The sequence below is a fragment of the Pseudomonas sp. GL-RE-26 genome (assembly GCF_019956275.1).
Classification (GTDB): domain Bacteria; phylum Pseudomonadota; class Gammaproteobacteria; order Pseudomonadales; family Pseudomonadaceae; genus Aquipseudomonas; species Aquipseudomonas grandcourensis.
Window position 1 is genome coordinate 1 of the sequence record NZ_JAHBDI010000051.1, and the last position, 17,004, is coordinate 17,004.

General features: G+C 59.9%; 21 protein-coding genes. 8 read left to right on the top strand and 13 right to left on the bottom strand.

Annotated features, from left to right (window positions below; translation table 11 throughout):
* Positions 1 to 231: 231 nt before the first annotated feature.
* The 7 genes from KGB07_RS23760 to KGB07_RS23790 form a co-directional block, all read right to left on the bottom strand.
* Positions 232 to 576 carry a ribonuclease E inhibitor RraB gene (locus tag KGB07_RS23760; protein WP_007971898.1) on the bottom strand — a complete coding sequence of 115 codons (345 nt, stop codon included), beginning with the start codon at positions 574 to 576 and terminating at the stop codon, positions 232 to 234.
* Positions 577 to 786: 210 nt separating this feature from the next.
* Complete coding sequence (locus tag KGB07_RS23765) at positions 787 to 1,020, bottom strand: hypothetical protein (protein WP_046042937.1); 234 nt, start codon at positions 1,018 to 1,020, stop codon at positions 787 to 789.
* A gap of 174 nt (positions 1,021 to 1,194) precedes the next feature.
* Positions 1,195 to 2,070 carry a polyamine aminopropyltransferase gene (gene speE / locus KGB07_RS23770; protein ID WP_223466719.1) on the bottom strand — a complete coding sequence of 292 codons (876 nt, stop codon included), beginning with the start codon at positions 2,068 to 2,070 and terminating at the stop codon, positions 1,195 to 1,197.
* A 160-nt stretch (positions 2,071 to 2,230) separates the two neighbouring features.
* Positions 2,231 to 2,422 (bottom strand): PLD nuclease N-terminal domain-containing protein, encoded by a 192-nt coding sequence (locus KGB07_RS23775; RefSeq protein ID WP_046042941.1) that lies wholly within the window; start codon positions 2,420 to 2,422, stop codon positions 2,231 to 2,233.
* 80 nt (positions 2,423 to 2,502) lie between these two features.
* Entirely contained in the window at positions 2,503 to 3,033 is a 531-nt protein-coding gene (locus tag KGB07_RS23780; protein WP_223466720.1) for a hypothetical protein, read from the bottom strand.
* Between the two features lie 246 nt (positions 3,034 to 3,279).
* A complete protein-coding gene (locus KGB07_RS23785; protein ID WP_095945241.1) occupies positions 3,280 to 3,798 on the bottom strand; it encodes an ankyrin repeat domain-containing protein in 519 nt (172 codons plus the stop codon).
* Between the two features lie 97 nt (positions 3,799 to 3,895).
* Positions 3,896 to 5,734, bottom strand: coding sequence for a long-chain-acyl-CoA synthetase (locus tag KGB07_RS23790; RefSeq protein ID WP_223466721.1), 1,839 nt, complete (start codon positions 5,732 to 5,734; stop codon positions 3,896 to 3,898).
* A 369-nt stretch (positions 5,735 to 6,103) separates the two neighbouring features.
* On the opposite strand from KGB07_RS23790, the gene KGB07_RS23795 reads away from it, so the two are divergent.
* Positions 6,104 to 6,382, top strand: a complete 279-nt coding sequence (locus tag KGB07_RS23795) for a DUF3509 domain-containing protein (RefSeq protein WP_046042946.1) — start codon at positions 6,104 to 6,106, stop codon at positions 6,380 to 6,382.
* Positions 6,383 to 6,503: 121 nt separating this feature from the next.
* Here KGB07_RS23795 and mtnC read toward each other — a convergent pair whose 3' ends face one another.
* The 5 genes from mtnC to aroC are packed head-to-tail and all read right to left on the bottom strand — an operon-like array spanning position 6,504 to position 10,647.
* A complete protein-coding gene (gene mtnC, locus KGB07_RS23800; protein WP_046042947.1) occupies positions 6,504 to 7,187 on the bottom strand; it encodes an acireductone synthase in 684 nt (227 codons plus the stop codon).
* A gap of 4 nt (positions 7,188 to 7,191) precedes the next feature.
* A complete protein-coding gene (locus KGB07_RS23805) occupies positions 7,192 to 7,737 on the bottom strand; it encodes a 1,2-dihydroxy-3-keto-5-methylthiopentene dioxygenase (RefSeq protein ID WP_046042948.1) in 546 nt (181 codons plus the stop codon).
* Positions 7,738 to 7,757: 20 nt separating this feature from the next.
* On the bottom strand, positions 7,758 to 8,378 hold the full coding sequence (locus KGB07_RS23810) for a methylthioribulose 1-phosphate dehydratase (RefSeq protein WP_046042950.1): 621 nt from the start codon (positions 8,376 to 8,378) through the stop codon (positions 7,758 to 7,760).
* The gene (locus tag KGB07_RS23815) at positions 8,375 to 9,526 is read right to left on the bottom strand and encodes an MFS transporter (protein WP_046042952.1); all 1,152 of its coding nucleotides are present in this window, start codon (positions 9,524 to 9,526) and stop codon (positions 8,375 to 8,377) included. Before KGB07_RS23815 ends, KGB07_RS23810 begins: the two co-directional genes overlap by 4 nt.
* A 29-nt stretch (positions 9,527 to 9,555) precedes the next feature.
* Entirely contained in the window at positions 9,556 to 10,647 is a 1,092-nt protein-coding gene (gene aroC, locus KGB07_RS23820) for a chorismate synthase (RefSeq protein WP_046042953.1), read from the bottom strand.
* Positions 10,648 to 10,730: 83 nt separating this feature from the next.
* On the opposite strand from aroC, the gene KGB07_RS23825 reads away from it, so the two are divergent.
* Together KGB07_RS23825 and KGB07_RS23830 are read left to right on the top strand one after the other, a co-directional pair.
* Entirely contained in the window at positions 10,731 to 11,729 is a 999-nt protein-coding gene (locus KGB07_RS23825; protein ID WP_046042955.1) for an alpha/beta hydrolase, read from the top strand.
* Positions 11,730 to 11,817: 88 nt separating this feature from the next.
* Complete coding sequence (locus KGB07_RS23830) at positions 11,818 to 12,609, top strand: hypothetical protein (protein WP_046042956.1); 792 nt, start codon at positions 11,818 to 11,820, stop codon at positions 12,607 to 12,609.
* A gap of 177 nt (positions 12,610 to 12,786) precedes the next feature.
* On the opposite strand, the gene prmB is transcribed toward KGB07_RS23830, so the two are convergent.
* Positions 12,787 to 13,695 carry a 50S ribosomal protein L3 N(5)-glutamine methyltransferase gene (prmB, locus tag KGB07_RS23835; RefSeq protein WP_046042957.1) on the bottom strand — a complete coding sequence of 303 codons (909 nt, stop codon included), beginning with the start codon at positions 13,693 to 13,695 and terminating at the stop codon, positions 12,787 to 12,789.
* A gap of 238 nt (positions 13,696 to 13,933) precedes the next feature.
* Here prmB and KGB07_RS23840 point away from each other — a divergent pair, with 238 nt between their 5' ends.
* The 5 genes from KGB07_RS23840 to KGB07_RS23860 all read left to right on the top strand — a co-directional run bounded on the left by KGB07_RS23840 (position 13,934) and on the right by KGB07_RS23860 (position 16,711).
* Complete coding sequence (locus tag KGB07_RS23840; RefSeq protein ID WP_046042958.1) at positions 13,934 to 14,524, top strand: cysteine hydrolase family protein; 591 nt, start codon at positions 13,934 to 13,936, stop codon at positions 14,522 to 14,524.
* Between the two features lie 131 nt (positions 14,525 to 14,655).
* Positions 14,656 to 14,976 carry a hypothetical protein gene (locus KGB07_RS23845; RefSeq protein WP_008048404.1) on the top strand — a complete coding sequence of 107 codons (321 nt, stop codon included), beginning with the start codon at positions 14,656 to 14,658 and terminating at the stop codon, positions 14,974 to 14,976.
* A 78-nt stretch (positions 14,977 to 15,054) separates the two neighbouring features.
* Positions 15,055 to 15,612: a Smr/MutS family protein gene (locus tag KGB07_RS23850; protein ID WP_007988128.1), complete on the top strand. Its 558-nt coding sequence runs from the start codon at positions 15,055 to 15,057 to the stop codon at positions 15,610 to 15,612.
* A 77-nt stretch (positions 15,613 to 15,689) separates the two neighbouring features.
* Positions 15,690 to 16,235 carry a GTP cyclohydrolase I FolE gene (folE, locus tag KGB07_RS23855; RefSeq protein ID WP_007988130.1) on the top strand — a complete coding sequence of 182 codons (546 nt, stop codon included), beginning with the start codon at positions 15,690 to 15,692 and terminating at the stop codon, positions 16,233 to 16,235.
* Positions 16,236 to 16,339: 104 nt separating this feature from the next.
* Positions 16,340 to 16,711 carry a glutathione S-transferase N-terminal domain-containing protein gene (locus tag KGB07_RS23860; RefSeq protein WP_046042961.1) on the top strand — a complete coding sequence of 124 codons (372 nt, stop codon included), beginning with the start codon at positions 16,340 to 16,342 and terminating at the stop codon, positions 16,709 to 16,711.
* Positions 16,712 to 17,004 lie beyond the last annotated feature (293 nt).

The window sequence follows — 17,004 nt, forward strand, 5'->3', positions numbered from 1 at the left end:
CCAGCAGTTTGCCTCGGGCTTCCTTCAGATTCGCAGTCACCCGCGACACCCTTGCCTCTGGCTAACACTTCCCCTTGCCGGGTGTGTAGAGGACTTTCACCTCCAAGTCACCAGCGAGGCCACCACAACCAAGCTGGTTGCGCTTACGCGCAACGCGCCATGCCTGGCGCACAAACGAAAACGGCCAACCCGAAGGTCAGCCGTCATTGCTGGTTGTCACTGTTCATAAGGTTATGCGAGTCGCCCTCGTACCTCCTGTTTCACACCCCAGCCTTCGATGATGCCGCCCAGAGGCTCGACCACTGCTTCGAAACCCTGTTCGAAGTCGCCGATATCGTCGTAGGTGGCATACATGACCTTGCACAGCTCCAGCGCCCAGGCGCCGTCGTCGCGCACACTGACTTGCGCATCCAGGGATTCACCACGGTGGAAATGACCTGCCGCCCTGCGTGCCCGCTCCTCGTCCGGGAAAATGGCGTAGAACTCGATGGGATGAAACCGCGAAAAGTCAAAACCGCCTTCTTTCATGCGGCGCAGCACGCTGCTGCTGATGTCTTCTTGATAGGCTGTGCTCATGAAACGTCCTCCTCAAAACGATGGATAGACTTTCCGTACTCCCTCACCCGCAACCGAACAGCGCGAGCGACGGCAACCGATGTGCCGGCGGGAAACAAGCATGGAGCTGACAAGACCAGACCTTAGCGATTCATTCGCTGATCTCGCTTGCAGAGTAGCCTCAAGATAGAGCCTCTGCCAAGGCCTGGATGTGAATGCGACAGGTGCCGTTCAGATTGGAGTAATGCCGAGGATTTGAATGCTGTTCTGGGACTTGAGCTCTTTGACGCTTGCGTCACTGGTCCGCCCTTCCAGATCGTTCAGATCCAGTTCGGCGGCGACAGGAAGAAGCCGGGCCTTGATGAGCTTGGCGGCACGCTCGTAGTCCGGGCGCTCGGTGCACTCAAAGACCTCGTTGATGGTTTCGCCATGATCATCCACGAAAGTGACTTTCCACTTTTGCATTGGTGCCTCCTCGATAAAACCCATGAATGGGTTTACCTCTATCTCGACCTTGTTAGCTGGCTAATTGTTCCGCCTTGCTCGCGAAAGCGGTGTGTCAGTTGACTGAATTGCTGACTGATACACCCTCTTCGCGAGCAAGCCCGCTCCCACAGGTTTGGTGCGTGGACTGAAAGATCAGTCGTTACTTGGCTTGTTCACTGCCTGCAATACGTATTGCGGCAAGGCGAAGGCGCCGATGTGGATTTCAGGATTGTAGTAGCGGGTGACGATGCCACTGCCCGTGAAGCGCTGTTGCAGGGTTTCGCGGGACAACTTGCGATAAGCGGTATTGCTGGCGCCCCAGGCGAAGGTCATCGAGCCACCGATGTAGGTCGGCACGGCGGCCTGGTAGAAGTGCCAGTCCGGGAACAGGCTGCGCAGGCGACCGGCGGTGGTCTTCACTTCTTCGATCTGCATGAACGGCGTGCCGTTCTGGGTCACCAGGATGCCGCCTTCGTTCAGGCAACGGTGGCAGGCCTGGTAGAAGTTTTCCGAGAACAGCACTTCACCCGGGCCGATCGGGTCGGTGGAGTCGGAAATGATCACGTCGAACTTTTCAGTGGTGGTGGCGACGAAACGCATGCCGTCGTCGATCACCAGGTTCAGGCGTGGATCATCGAACGCGCCCTTGGAGTGGTTCGGCAGGAATTCCTTGCACATGTCGACCACGGTGCCGTCGATCTCGACCATGGTGATGTGCTCGACGCTGCGGTGCTTGGCCACTTCACGCAACATGCCGCCGTCGCCGCCGCCGATGATCAGCACGCGCTTGGCAGCACCATGCGCCAGGATCGGCACGTGGGTCAGCATTTCGTGGTAGATGAATTCGTCGGCTTCGGTGGTCTGGATCACACCGTCCAGCGCCATGACCCGGCCCATGCGCGGGTTTTCGAAGATCACCAGGTGCTGGTGCTCGGTGCGCACTTCGTGCAGCAGCTTTTCCATGCGAAAACGCTGGCCGTAGCCTTCGTAGAGGGTTTCCAGGTAGTCGCTGGTCGGGGTGTTGCTCATGGGAAGTGCTCCGATGAATGCGGGTGGCAACGGACGGTTACCCGCCCATGATGGCCAATCGAGCGTCTCGATTGACCGGGAAAGGCGCGCATTCTACGTCGCGGAACATGACAGGTCGAACCTTCGTCATCGAAGTACCCACAGGTTCCGTGTCGCCTGTTCAGAGTTTGACGTTGCCCCGCGGCCCGGCGATGGCCCAGATGATCAATCCCAGCACCGGCAACAGCGCGATCAGCAGTACCCAGAGGATTTTCATCCCGGTCTCGGCGCTACTTTTGAAGACGTTGATGATGGCCCAGATGTCCAGGACAAAAATGATCAAGGCAACCAGGCTGTTGAACGTGGAACCCATGGTGACGCTCCCAAAGAGTGATATGCCCCCTCAGGATAGACGGTCGTCGCGAGGATTCCTTTTTATTGACAGTGTCTGGATCAGACGTGGATCGCCACTTTCAGGGCTTCCAGGGATGGCGCCGCTGTGATGCCGACCTCTGCGCACAATTCCAGCACCCGTGGCAGGTCATTGCCGTAGACCAGGACCACCTGCAACTCGTCATCGAGCAACTGGCTGAAATTCATCAGCGTGTAGCCACCGCCTTCCTTGTTCATGCTGCTCATCTGCACCTGGATGCGGTTGAGCGCGGTCAGGGCTTCGGTCTTGGCCAGTTGCTTGGGCTTGAGATTGAACTCCACCCCCGGGCCGAAGGAGGCGACGATCTGGGCGAACAGGTCCACGTAGGTGTCAGCCTGGAACAGCACCGTTTCCGGCAGGCTGCCGACCACCACCCACTCACCCAGCGGGATCGGGAAGGTTTCGTCGTAGTTGATGTCCGGATTGGCTGTCAGGAAAGCATCCTGATCGGCGTAGGCCTGCGCCGCTTCATCCGCGACCTTGAGGATTTCATCTTCGCCCATGCACCCGGAGCTGATTTTGCTGATGAGTTCGACGAGTGCGGCTTTCATGGGGAGGATCCTGTAGCGAGGTGAATTTTGAGGACGCGAAGGATAGCGCATTAATGAGTGAAATGCGGACCTGTGGCGAGGGGGCTTGTCGGGACGCCGCACCGCCCCGTTCGGCTGCGAAGCAGTCGTGACCCCGGCAGCCGCGGTGGACCTGGATAATCGCAGTCGCAGGTATCAGGGCCGCTTCGCGCCCCAACGGGGGCAAGCCCCCTCGCCACAAAAGCCCCCTCGCCACAGGGTTCAACATCAGCCCAGCAATTTTTCAAGCTGCGCAACGGTATCGGAAGCACCCATGGTCTTGGCCGCCTCCAGCGCGGTGATGCCATTGGCGTCCTTGGCTTTCGGGTCAGCGCCCTTGCTGATCAGGTAATCGACCACTTCGACGCGGTTGAACATCGCCGCCATCATCAGCGCCGTGCGGCCATCGAAGGACGAGCCTTCAACCTGGGCGCCGCCGTCGACCAAGGCCTTGATCACCGCCAGGTCGCCCTTGAAGGCGGCGCCGGCAATCGGGCTCTGGCCGTTGTCGTTGCGGATCTCCGGATCGGCCTTGTGCTCCAGCAGTACTTTTACCGTGTCCACATGACCGTGATAAGCGGCCAGCATCAGCAAGGTATCGCCCTTGTGGTTGCGCAGGTTCGGCGGCAAACCCTTGGTCAGCAGCGCGGCCATCATTGCCGCATCGCCCTCCCGTGCCTTGTTGAATACCTGTTCGGTGAATTCGGCGGCTTCTTCGGGGGTCATCTGGCGGCTTTTGTCTGACATTGGGCACTCCCTTTTCTGTCATTCGTAAAAGCCGACAGTTTCCCGAGCGCCCCCGGCACTGTCACTTGTTTTTTCTCATGGACCGCCATAGCCAGATTCAATAGCGGTACTTGCCGCCGTGAATGTCGGACAACAACTGCTCCGTGACCTGCACGTAAGTCTGCGTCCCTGGCAGCCAGGCATAGATCGGGTCATCGCCGGTTTTACCCGGGTCGAAGGCCTCGTCCTTGAGTCGGGTCTTCTGATATTTGAACGTCCCGGTGGTTTCCATTTTCACTTTCACCCGCAGGAACAACGGCACCGCATAGGCCGGCATTTGCTCGCGGGCGAAGGCCAGCAGCTCACTGAAGTCCAGGGTTGCCAGGGATTCGGCCGGAGTGATCGCCGCCATCCCGGCCCGGCCATTGGTGTTGCGGATTTCCACGCCATAGGCCACGGCTTCGGAAATAAGCGGGTGTTGCAGGAGGATGTTTTCGACCTCAGTGGTCGAGACGTTTTCGCCCTTCCAGCGGTAGGTGTCACCCAAGCGGTCGACAAACTGCGCATGCCCAAAGCCGATGTTGCGCAACAGGTCGCCGGTGTTGAAGTAGCGGTCGCCCTTTTCGAACACATCCTCAAGCACGACCTTGGCGGTTTTCTGCGGATCGGTGTAGCCGTCCAGGGGTGCCTTGTCGTCGATTTTTGCCAGCAACAACCCCTGCTCGCCCTTGGCGACCTTGCGCATCAGGCCATTGGCCTCACGAATCGGTGCGCCGCTGTCGTGGTCGTATGCGACCAGTTCCCAGGACATCAGGGAAAAACCGATGGTGTTGTCGAAATTGAGAATGTTGGTGAAACCGATGTTGCCGTCGCTGGCGGCGTACAGCTCGCAGATGTGATTCACCGCAAAGCGGGTCTTGAACTCGTTCCAGGCGCCGGGACGCAAGCCGTTGCCGATCATTTTCTTCACATCGTGCCGGCTGTCGTCGGCGCCGGGCGGTTGATCGACCAGGTAGCGGCACAGTTCGCCGACATAACCGATGGTGGTCGCCCGGTACTTGCGCGCGTCGTTCCAGAACTGACTGGCGCTGAATTTGCGGCGGATGGCGAACCCACTGGCACCGCTGACGGCCGAACCCCAGCACACGCAAAGGCCCGTGGCGTGGTACAGCGGCAAGGTGCAATAGACGACATCGTCCGGGCGCATGTCCAGGGCGATCATGCCGAAGCTCGCCGAGCTGCGCATCCAGCGTCCGTGCTTGAACACGCCCGCCTTGGGCAGCCCCGTGGTGCCCGAGGTGTAGATGTAAAAGCAGGGATCGTCGAAGAAAATCTGCCGGCTACTGGCCGGGTTGTCGCTGGCATCATCGAGACTGACGGTCATCAGGTTGATGAAACCTTCGGGCGCGATACCGGGTTGGCGAGAGGTGTCCTGATCGGCGACGAACCAGGTTCGCGCAGCCTTGATCGATACCCGATCACGCACCGTCAGGTACGCCGGGACCAGCTCCTCACCGACAATGATCGCCACCGGCGCCACCAGATTCACACTGTGCACCAGGGTATCGCGGGTCTGCGAGGTATTGAGCAGCGCACTGATCGCCCCGACCTTGGCCACCGCCAGGATCGTCACCAGCAGTTCCGGGCGGTTCTCGATGAAGACCGCCACCACATCACCCTTGCCGATGCCTTGGCCGATCAGGTGATGGGCGATGCGATTGGCCCATTGGTTGACCTCGGAGTAACTGAGCGTTACATCGCCTTGCAACAGCGCCGGGCCATCCGGGTTGCGCAACGTGGCTTGCTCGAAACTCCAGCCCAAACCACACGCTTGGGTCGGGTCCTTGACGTTGGCGGCCTTCATGCCCTTCACCACCCGGGGGATGGCCTTGGCAATGGAAGGCAGCTTGCGGAGCATCATGCCCCAGGTAATCGTGTCGTTCGACGTGCGACTCATGTTGCTCCCGTTCGATCTTTTTATTGTCGGGCTGCGATGACTGAGGCCGAAAATACGTCAACGGTTCTTGAGCTGTACACGCGGTTTTTGAAATGTTTTGTATCTGCGATCTTGATCTGCGATCTGATCCGCTGTTGATACAGGGCCGATCCTGAACCCACGCACACGCAATGGTTCCATCGAATCGCCGAGCGACCGCGCAAAATGCAGGATGCACGATGGCCGTTCATGCAGAATGCACGAAAGCAAAAATCACCATAGATACTAATTTGTTGTTTTATAAGGTTATTTATAAACAACCAAGGCTGGCACAATCACTGCAACCCTCTCCGTATGCTTGCTATTCAAGAGCCAACGGAGCTGAAAGACATGAACCTGATTCAGGAAAAATTTTCGTCCCTGTTCTCCAACTTCGAAGTCACCACCCAGGCCCGTCCTGACGGCGGGATCCTGCTGACCCTGAGCGGCGGCGAAGGCAAAGTGTTCAAGCGCTCGATTTCCTACCAGCAATTGCACAATGGCGACCAACTGACGTGGGTCATCAGCGCGATTCGCCGCGACCTCGCCGAACAAGCCAGTGAACTGCCGCAGATTTCGATGCTGCAGAGCCAGCAACGGTTTGCCCTGCCGACCTATCACTCGCTGTAGAAAATGTGGGAAAAACTCTGTGGGAGCGAGCCTGCTCGCGATAGCGATCTGTCATTCAACATTGATGTTGACTGACACTCCGCTATCGCGAGCAGGCTCGCTCCTACAAGTTGTGTAGTGCTTAGAAGGCAGCAGGATTTATCCGCGCAAAACTGTCCACGGTGACATGCCCCGCCAGTTCGCCGCCCTCGCGAGCCAGCCCGCACGTAGCCATCCCCGCCGTGCGCGCCGCGTCGAGTTCTTCGACGATGTCCGACAGAAACAGAATCTGCCCCGCCTCAATGCTGATCGCCTGGCTGATGTTGGCGTAGGACTGCGCCTCGCGCTTGGGCCCTGACGTCGTATCGAAGTAACCACTGAACAACGGCGTGAGATCCCCCGCCTCCGAGCAGCCGAAGATCAGCCGCTGGGCCTGGATCGAGCCGGACGAGTAAACAAACAGTTGAAAGCCGTCCTGATGCCAGCGCTTGAGCACTTCAACGGCGTCCGGGTACACGTGCCCCTTCAACTGCCCGGCCTGATAGCCCTGCTCCCAGACCATGCCCTGCAACGCTTTCAACGGCGTGGCCTTGCGGTCTTCAGCGATCCAGCCCAACAGGATTTCGATGACCCGTTCGACATCGGCATTCGGTTCATTGCTGTCGCGGCGCACGGCGGCCAGTTGTTCGGCCACGTCAGCGCGCTCGGCCTGCTGACGGACAAACGCCGGCAGATGTTTGGCGGCATAGGGGAACAGCACGTCGAACACAAAACTCACCGCGCTGGTGGTGCCTTCGATGTCGGTGAGAATCGCTTTGATCGGCATCGACTCAGTCCTCCAGGCGCGGGAATTGGCTGGCGATGTCTTCGCCGGTGAAATTGGCCACCCAGCCTTCCGAGTTGTTGAACAGACGGATCGCGACGAAATGCGGATGTTCGCCCATGTCGAACCAGTGTTTGGTACCAGCCGGCACCGAGATCAGGTCGTTTTTCTCACAGAGCACCGCGTAGACGTAATCGTCGATGTGCAGGGTAAACAGGCCACGGCCGGCGACGAAAAATCGTACTTCATCTTCGCCGTGGCGATGTTCGTCGAGGAATTTGGCACGCAGTTCGGCTTTTTGCGGGTGATCGCTGTTGAGGCTGATCACGTCGACAGTGACGTAACCGTGCTCGGTCATCAGCTTGTCAATTTGTTCCTGGTAGGCGGCAATCACTTCTTCCTGAGTGGCGCCCGGCTGGATCTTCGCCGCCGCTTGCCAGCGGTCGAAACGCACGCCCTGCTCGGCCAGGGTCGAGGCGATGTCTTCGAAATGGGTCAGCACCTTGTTGGGGATTTCAGGGCTGGAGACGTGATAGACGGACAGGCTGCTCATCAGGGCAACTCCTTAACAGTTCATGCTTTAAAGAGCGAGCGCACCTTCAACTCGCACTCGAACAAAAATTCAAAGGCCTCGATCTGCCGCAGGGCATCGCTCATGCGCGCGCCCCAGGTGTAGAGGCCATGGCCACGGATCAGGTAGCCGACGCAATCGGGATGGGCGTCGAGCCAAGGCTGCACCTTGGCGGCCAGTCGCGCAATGTCCTGGTCGTTGTCGAAAATCGGCACGCGCACCCGGGATTCGTGGGTCGTCACACCGCTGAAGGCCTTTTGCAGTTCGTAGTCTTCGAATTCGATGAAGTCTTGCGGCGTCAGGCGCGACAGCACGGTGGCGTTCACCGAGTGGGTGTGCAGCACCGCACCGATCTCCGGGCGCCAGGTGTAGAGTTGGGTGTGCAACAGGGTTTCGGCGGACGGTTTCTTGCCCGGCTCCAGGCTGTTGCCCGACAGGTCAGTGGCCAGCACATCGTCCATGCCCAGTTGCCCCTTGTGCTTGCCGGACACGGTCAGCAAGGCTTCGGTCGGCGACAGGCGGGTCGAGTAATTGCTACTGGTGGCCGGCGACCAGCCGCGGCCATACAGAAAACGCCCGGCGTCGATGATTTCCTGGGCGAGTTGTTCACGGGTAAGGCTCATGGCCTGTCCTCTTGCATGCGTGTGGCAATGATAACGGCAGCCGCGACGGCTGCGAGACTGGCAATACTGAATGTCCATGCCGCGCCGAGGGCATTCCAGCTGTAGCCGGAATACAGCGCGCCCAACGCACCGCCGGTGCCGGCCAATGCGGCATACAGCGCCTGGCCCTGGCCTTGCTGGCGCGCGCCGAAGCTACGTTGCACGAATGAAATGGCAGCGGCGTGAAAGCTGCCAAATGTCGCCGCGTGCAGCACCTGGGCAAACAGCAATACCCAAAGGAATTCGGCCAACGACCCGAGCAGCAACCAGCGCAATGCCGCCAGCAGAAAACTCGCCATCAGCACCCGGCGCAGGGAAAACCGCGCGAGGATTTTGCTCATGGCCAAGAACATCAAAACTTCGGCGACCACCCCCACCGCCCAGAGCATGCCGATCACACCACGGCTGTAACCCAGGTGCTCAAGATGCAGCGTCAAGAACGTATAATAAGGCCCGTGGCTCATCTGCATCAGCGCCACGCAGCCGTAAAACGCCAACACGCCGGGGCTGCGCAATTGCTTGAGGAATCCTTCCCCCGTCACCCGGTTGCCCGGCGCCGGCTGGGCATTGGGCACCCAAAGGCTGCTGATCACGATGCCGACCATGATCAGCACCAGCGCCGCCGGATAGATGTCCAGGCTCAGCCATTCGAACAAACGGCCCAGCGCGACCACGGTGATGATGAAACCGATCGAGCCCCACAGGCGAATCTGGCTGTAGCGTGAGGTCTGCCCTTGTAAGTGCGCCAGGGTGATGACTTCGAACTGCGGCAACACCGCGTGCCAGAAGAACGCATGCAAGGCCATGACCATCGCCAGCCAGGCGTAGGTCTTGCTGACGAAAATCAGCGAAAAGGTCAGCAGCGTGCACACCGCGCCAAAGCGCACGATGGCCAGCCGCCGACCGGTGTAGTCGCCCAGCCAGCCCCAGATGTTCGGTGCCACGCAGCGCATCAACATCGGGATCGCCACCAGCTCGCCGATGCGCGCGGCGCTGAAACCCAGGTGATCGAAATACAGCGCCAGAAACGGCGCTGTCGAACCGAGCAAGGCGAAATAGAACAGATAGAAACTGGAGAGCCGCCAGTACGGGAGCGCCGCAGTCGCCATCAGACGGCTGCGACCATGAAGTCAGCCATTTACAGCTGACCCAGCACCGGCGTGCTCACACGCACATCGGCATTCTGCCCACGGTGGCGCAGCAGATGATCCATCAGCACGATGGCCATCATCGCCTCGGCAATCGGCGTGGCGCGGATGCCGACGCACGGATCGTGGCGGCCCTTGGTGATCACTTCCACCGGGTTGCCATGGATGTCGATGGAGCGGCCCGGCGTGGTGATGCTCGAGGTTGGCTTCAACGCCAGGTGAGCAACGATTGGCTGACCGGAGGAAATGCCGCCGAGAATGCCGCCCGCGTTGTTGCTGAGGAAACCTTCCGGGGTCATTTCATCGCGGTGCTCGGTGCCACGCTGGGCGACGCTGGCGAAACCGGCGCCGATTTCCACACCCTTGACCGCGTTGATGCTCATCAGCGCATGGGCCAGTTCGGCGTCGAGGCGGTCGAAGATCGGCTCACCCAGGCCCGGCATCACGCCTTCGGCGACCACGGTGATCTTGGCGCCGACCGAATCCTGGTCCCGACGCAACTGGTCCATGTAGGCTTCCAGTTCCGGCACCTTGTCCGGGTCCGGGCTGAAGAAGGCGTTCTGCTGGACCGAATCCCAGGTCTTGAATGGGATTTCGATCGGCCCGAGCTGGCTCATGTAGCCGCGAATGACGATGCCCTGGCTGGCCAGGTATTTTTTCGCAATCGCACCGGCCGCCACGCGCATCGCGGTTTCGCGGGCCGAACTGCGACCGCCACCGCGGTAGTCGCGCTCACCGTACTTGTGGTGGTAGGTGTAGTCGGCATGAGCCGGGCGGAACAGATCCTTGATCGCCGAGTAGTCCTTGGACTTCTGGTCGGTGTTGCGGATCAGCAGGCCGATCGGGCAGCCGGTGGTGCGACCTTCGAACACGCCAGAGAGGATTTCGACTTCGTCGGCTTCCTGGCGCTGGGTGGTGTGGCGGCTGGTGCCGGGCTTGCGGCGGTCCAGGTCACACTGCAGATCCTCCAGGGATATCTCCAGCCCCGGCGGGCAGCCATCGACAATGGCGACCAACGCCGGGCCATGGCTTTCGCCCGCGGTGGTGACAGTGAACAGCTTGCCGTAGGTATTGCCGGACATGCAGGACGCTCCGTGAAATGAACCTGAATACGTAATGCGCGCCAGTATACGCAGGCTACCCGAGTAGTTCATCCTCGAACCTTATGGGTGCCTGTGAGTCCAACCGGCATCTTCTTGATGATGGCGCGATGATGCTGCGAGTTCTAGCCTTGAGCCTTACCCTGATTTCCGGCTTCGCCCAGGCGACCGTCCTGCAACGACCTATCACACTGGATACGGGCACCGGCGAGCTTTTCGGCTCCCTGTTGCTACCAAAATCCGACAATCCGGTGCCGGTTGTCCTGATCATTTCCGGTTCCGGCCCTACGGACCGTGACGGAAACAACACCGACGGCGGGCGCAATGACAGCCTCAAGCGCCTGGCCTGGGTGCTGGCCAAACACAACATCGCCAGCGTGCGCTACGACAAGCGCGGCGTGGCGGCGAGCCTGGCCGCGACCCCGGATGAACGCAATCTGACGGTGGACGCCTACGTGGGCGACGCCCAGGCCTGGGGCCGCAAGCTCAAGACCGATCCGCGTTTCGGCCAATTGATTGTGCTCGGTCACAGCGAAGGCGCCTTGATCGCCAGCCTCGCTGCCCCGGACATCGATGCCGACGCGGTGATTTCTGTCTCGGGTAGCGCAAGGCCGGTGGATCAGGTCATTCGCGAGCAACTGGGCAATCGCCTGCCCCCACCGCTGATGCTACGCAGCAATGAACTGCTCGACAGCCTCAAGGCCGGGAAAACCGACGACAATGTGCCGCCACCCTTGCAAGCGATTTTCCGCCCGAGCGTGCAGCCTTACCTGATTTCCCTGTTCCGCCAGGACCCGGCCGCGGCGTTTGCCAGGCTGAAGATGCCGGCGCTGATCATTCAGGGCAGCAACGACATCCAGGTCGGCGTCAATGACGCAAGGCTGCTCAAGGCGGCCAAGCCGGACGCCGAACTGGCGCTGATCGAGGGCATGAACCATGTCATGCGCATCGTGCCCAACGACGTCAAACGCCAGATGGCCTCCTATAAGGACCCGCAGTTGCCCCTGGCGGCGGAACTGGGCACGCGAATCCTCGGTTTTATTGACGGACTTCGCGCCAGTTAACCTCCAGTCTTGAAAAAAGCGGCCGATAAGCCTTTGTCGCCAACACATTGGTTGGCGACAAGCTGAGCTTGGACAGGATCTCGCCGTTATGACTGACACCCAGACTTCACCCGACACCAGCGCTGAAAAAGACGCACCGCCAGCGGTCGAGCTGCCCTGGGCGGACGTCCACGTCGAGCACCACAAGATGCTCCGTCTGGCGCCATTGCAGACAGACCGCAACACCGGTGGACGCCCATTGCGCTTTGTCGAATTAGGCTATGCCGAACGCAACGACAAGGAACGCAGCCTGATGCGCATGAGCATCACCCTGCCCAGTCAGCGCGTACGCAAGGAACAGAATCATCTGGACGTGTGGGTCGATCACGCCGAAAAACGCGTGCATTTCGGACCGGAAAGCGGTTTGCAGATCGAACCGCTGAACCGTGGCATTGGCCGCTACATGGCGGCCCAGGGCATCAACTGGGCGAAAAAGCGCTGGCCGACCTACACCGTCGACGGCTTTGACCTGAACAACAAGGATGCACTGAACGAAGACACCCGCCTGCGCCGCGATCATTTTTTGCATGCGCACGGTTTCGACGTGGTGTATGCCGATGCCCAGCATTTGAAAGGCAGCGTCAAGCCGGTCAAGGTCGGCGACCTTTCTGGCGACTGGAACAGCGAAAAACTGCAGGTCGTGGAAATTCTCGAGGCGGCGCAGATGCTCCAGCAAGCCGAGCAGAACCTGGCCGAGCAGGAAGTCAAACTCAAGAAACACGAAGAGAAAGTCAGCAAGTACAAACGCGAAGACGCCGGGCTGCGATTCACCATCACCTGCCTGGTGGCGTTTGCGGTGTTTCAGGCGGGGTTGTTGATCTGGATTGCCACGCACCGCTGAAGGCTTGAGTTACTGCACTTTGTGGCGAGGGGGCTTGCCCCCGTTGGGCTGCAAAGCAGCCCTGAACCCTCCCACCAGATTTATCCAGGTAAGCCTGTGGTAGCTGTTTTACGACCGCTTCGCGCTCGAACGGGGCGGTTCGGCGCTCCGACAAGCCCCCTCGCCACAAATGCCCGGTCAGACGCGGGAAGCAAACAACGCCTGATGCTCACGGCATTGCTGCGCGCTCAGCATGAACACACCATGGCCGCCACGCTCGAACTCCAGCCAGGCGAAGTCGACTTCCGGGTACAACGCCTCGACGTGCACCTGGCTGTTGCCCACTTCGACAATCAGCAAGCCCTTCTCGGTCAGATGATCCGCCGCCTCGGCGAGCATGCGCCGCACCAGGTTCAAACCGTCATCACCACAGGCCAGGCCCAATTCCGGTTCGTGCTGGTATTCGTCCGGCATGTCGGCGAAATCTTCCGCATCGACGTAGGGCGGGTTCGACACGATCAGGTCGAAACGCTGCCCCGGCAAACCCTCGAAACCGTCGCCCTGCACCGTGTACACGCGCTCATCGACACCATGGCGCTCGATGTTCTGATTGGCCACTTCCAGTGCTTCGAACGACAGGTCCGCCAACACCACTTCGGCATGCTGGAACTCGTAGGCGCAGGCGATGCCGATGCAGCCGGAACCGGTGCACAGGTCGAGAATCCGCGCCGGCTCGGTAGCCAGCCACGGGGTAAAACGGTTTTCGATCAACTCGCCGATAGGTGAACGCGGGATCAAAACGCGCTCATCGACGATGAACGACATGCCACAGAACCAGGCCTCGCCCAGCAGATACGCGGTAGGCACCCGCTCTTCGACGCGGCGCTTGAGCAAAAGCTGCAGGTGAACTACTTCGTCCTCTTCCAGATTACAGTCGAGGTAGCTGTCGGCGATTTCCCACGGCAGGTGCAGCGCGCCCAACACCAATTGCCGGGCTTCGTCCCAGGCGTTGTCAGTGCCATGGCCGAAAAATAGATCCTCCCCATGGAAGCGGCTGACGGCCCAACGGATATGGTCACGCAGGGTGCGAAGGCGGGAAGTGATCACGACGGCAAACTCCAGAAAAATCGACGGGCGATTCTACCAGTCAAACGACGTCACGACGACGCGGGAAACTACCGATTCAAATGTAGGAGTTATCCATTTTTTCGCTAGGCTATTGAACAAAACGTGACTATTGACAAGGCTACAGGCCAGCAACGACGGCACCTGTGATCGTAGCGATTCACAGAACCGCTCAGCCAGAGGACAATAGCGCAAAAGCCCCACTCCAAGGAGCCCCAGAATGTCTGTTCCAAAAACGATGTTTCAACTCAGCGGCCGCGGTTATGCAGCGGCCAATCTGAGCCATGCCACACTGGTCATCATCGATGCCCAGAAAGAATACCTCAGCGGTCCCCTGGCCCTGAGCGGCATGGATGAAGCTGTCGCGAACATCAAGCAACTGCTCGCCGCTGCCCGCGCCGCCGGCCGGCCGATCGTGCATGTCCGCCACCTCGGCACGCTCGGCGGGTTGTTCAACCCCCAGGGTGTAGGTGGTGAGTTCATTCCGGGCCTGGAGCCACAGAGCGATGAAACCGTCATCGGCAAATTGTTGCCAAGCGCGTTTCACGGCACCGAACTGGCAAAACGCCTGGAAGACCTCGGTGCCCTTGACCTGATCGTCTGCGGTTTCATGAGCCATTCCAGCGTCAGCACCACGGTGCGCGCCGCCAAGAACCTGGGCTTTCGCTGCACCCTGGTGGAAGACGCCTGCGCCACCCGCGACCTGCCCTACAAGGGCGGCGTGCTCAGTGCCGCACACGTTCATCAGACGGAAATGGCGATCATGGGCGACAACTTCGCCACCCTCGCGCTGACCCGCGAACTGATCTGATCGACGCTCAATGAGCGGCCTGGAACGCCGCTCATCCGCAAAAGCCTCCCATTTGCCGTAATTGTCTTAGCCTCAGGAACATCCCGGTCAACTCCCGGTCGAAGGGCCGATACCCATTGAGGAAGGTCGGAATGAAGTTATCCGATGGTTTTGACGCTCGCCGCTTGCGGCCCAAAGGCCAAAGCAACTGGCGTTTTCGAATCGGCGCGACGTTCGCGGCGTTGCTGGCGATGTGCGGCGTGTTGCTCGCCATGGCCGGTGCCGCCAGCCTGCTCGGCCACGCACCCGCCCTGGGTGAATTGAACACAAGCCGCACCGGTGCTGCCGTGATCCTGGCCATCGGCCTGTTCGTGCTGTACCTCGGTGTCTGGCTGTGGCGCCGTTGCCGTCGTCGCTCGCGGCAGTCTCGGGAACTGGCCATGTCGCCGCACCTGATGAAAAAACACGACTGAGCCTGGCGTCGCGCGCGTTTTTGTCGCGCCCGATTCGCTTCGAGTTGGGTAAACTGGCCGCCCTTCGCGGAGGCTGACATGCAAGACGACGATTTTTCCCTGTTCAAAAGCGCGATCCAAGGCGTCAAGCCGATCAAGCACGATCGCGCTGAAACCGGCAAACCCAAGGCTGACCGCGCGCAGATTGCCAAGCTGCGTCTAGCGGCCACCGTACGCACCGAATCCACCACCGTTGACGGGCTGTCTGATCAGTTCGTCATCGACGTCGGCCCTGAAGACGAGCTGATGTGGGCTCGCGATGGCGTGCAGGAAAGCCAGATGCGCAAGCTCAAGATCGGACAGATTCCGTTCGAGGGCAGTCTCGACCTGCACGGTATGAGCGTGGAAAAGGCCCGGGAAACCCTCTGGGCGTTCCTGGCCGAAGCCACCAAATTCGAAATCCGCTGCGTGCGCGTCACCCATGGCAAGGCTGTTCGCCTTGACGGCAAGCGGCCGATGATCAAAAGCCACGTCAACACCTGGCTGCGCCAGCATCCACAGGTGCTAGGCTTCACCTCGTGCCAGGCGAAACACGGCGGTGCCGGCGCGGTTTATGTGATGCTCAAACGCACCATGATGGAAGGTCGCGACGAGTAAAGCTGACGCGTCACGCTTGCAGCGTCGTGTCCGTCACCGTACCCTTGCCCTTTGCGTAAAATCCCACAGGTAGTTTCATGTCCCTGGAACAGAATTACACGGCGATCCTCGGTCAGCTCGGCGAGGACGTTTCCCGCGAAGGCCTGCTCGACACGCCAAAACGTGCCGCCAAAGCCATGCAGTACCTCTGCCGCGGCTATGAACAGACACTGGAAGAGGTCACCAACGGTGCCCTGTTCAGCTCCGACAACAGCGAAATGGTGCTGGTCAAGGACATCGAGTTGTACTCGTTGTGCGAACACCACCTGCTGCCGTTCATCGGCAAGGCTCACGTCGCCTACATCCCGAGCGGCAAGGTCCTGGGCCTGTCGAAGGTCGCGCGGATCGTCGACATGTACGCCCGTCGCCTGCAGATCCAGGAAAACCTCAGCCGCCAGATTGCCGATGCGGTCCAGCAGGTCACCGGTGCCCTGGGCGTTGCTGTGGTGATCGAGGCCAAGCACATGTGCATGATGATGCGCGGCGTGGAAAAGCAGAATTCGACGATGATCACCTCGGTGATGCTCGGCGAGTTCCGCGAGAACGCTGCCACCCGCAGCGAATTCCTCAGCCTCATCAAGTAATTCGTCGCACGAAGAAAACCGGCGTTCATCGCTGGTTTTTTTTCGTCTGCAAAAAATCAGGTAAGCTGCGCGCCCTTCTTCGTTTGCACCGTGAGGCTTTCAACGTGTTCGTAAAAGCGCTTCGTGTCGGCCTTGGCCAACTGATCATCTTCATTGACTTCATTACCCGCCCAGGCAAGAAGCAGCGCCCGGCGGAAGTTCAGGCACAGGTCAACTCGGCTGCCAAGGGCCTGACGCTGTATCAATTCCACGCCTGCCCGTTCTGCGTGAAGACCCGCCGCACCCTGCGCCGCCTGAATGTGCCGGTGGCCCTTCGCGATGCGAAGAACAACGAACAGGATCGCCAGACCTTGCTCGAGCAAGGCGGCAAGATCAAGGTGCCGTGCCTGCGCATTGAAGAGAATGGCCAGACCACCTGGATGTATGAGTCCAAGGTGATCATTGATTATCTGGACAAGCGTTTCGCGGCAGCCTGATGTTTTTATGGTGGGGCTGATGGCCCTATCGCGAGCAGGCTCGCTCCTACAGGGGAACGCATTCCAATTGTAGGAGCGAGCCTGCTCGCGATGAGGCCGGCCCTCACGACGCAAATCTCGGACAAAAATAAACCGGCCCTTGCGCCTAATGCCAGTCAGTTAAGCTGACTGGCATTTTTATTTCTGATCGGATACTTCGGTGATTTGAGCCGGATGGCGCGAGGATAAATACGCTCCTCTCGCCGATGAGGCAGGACATAGTGCGGGGCTGAGGCATGAAGCTCGGCCAGGTA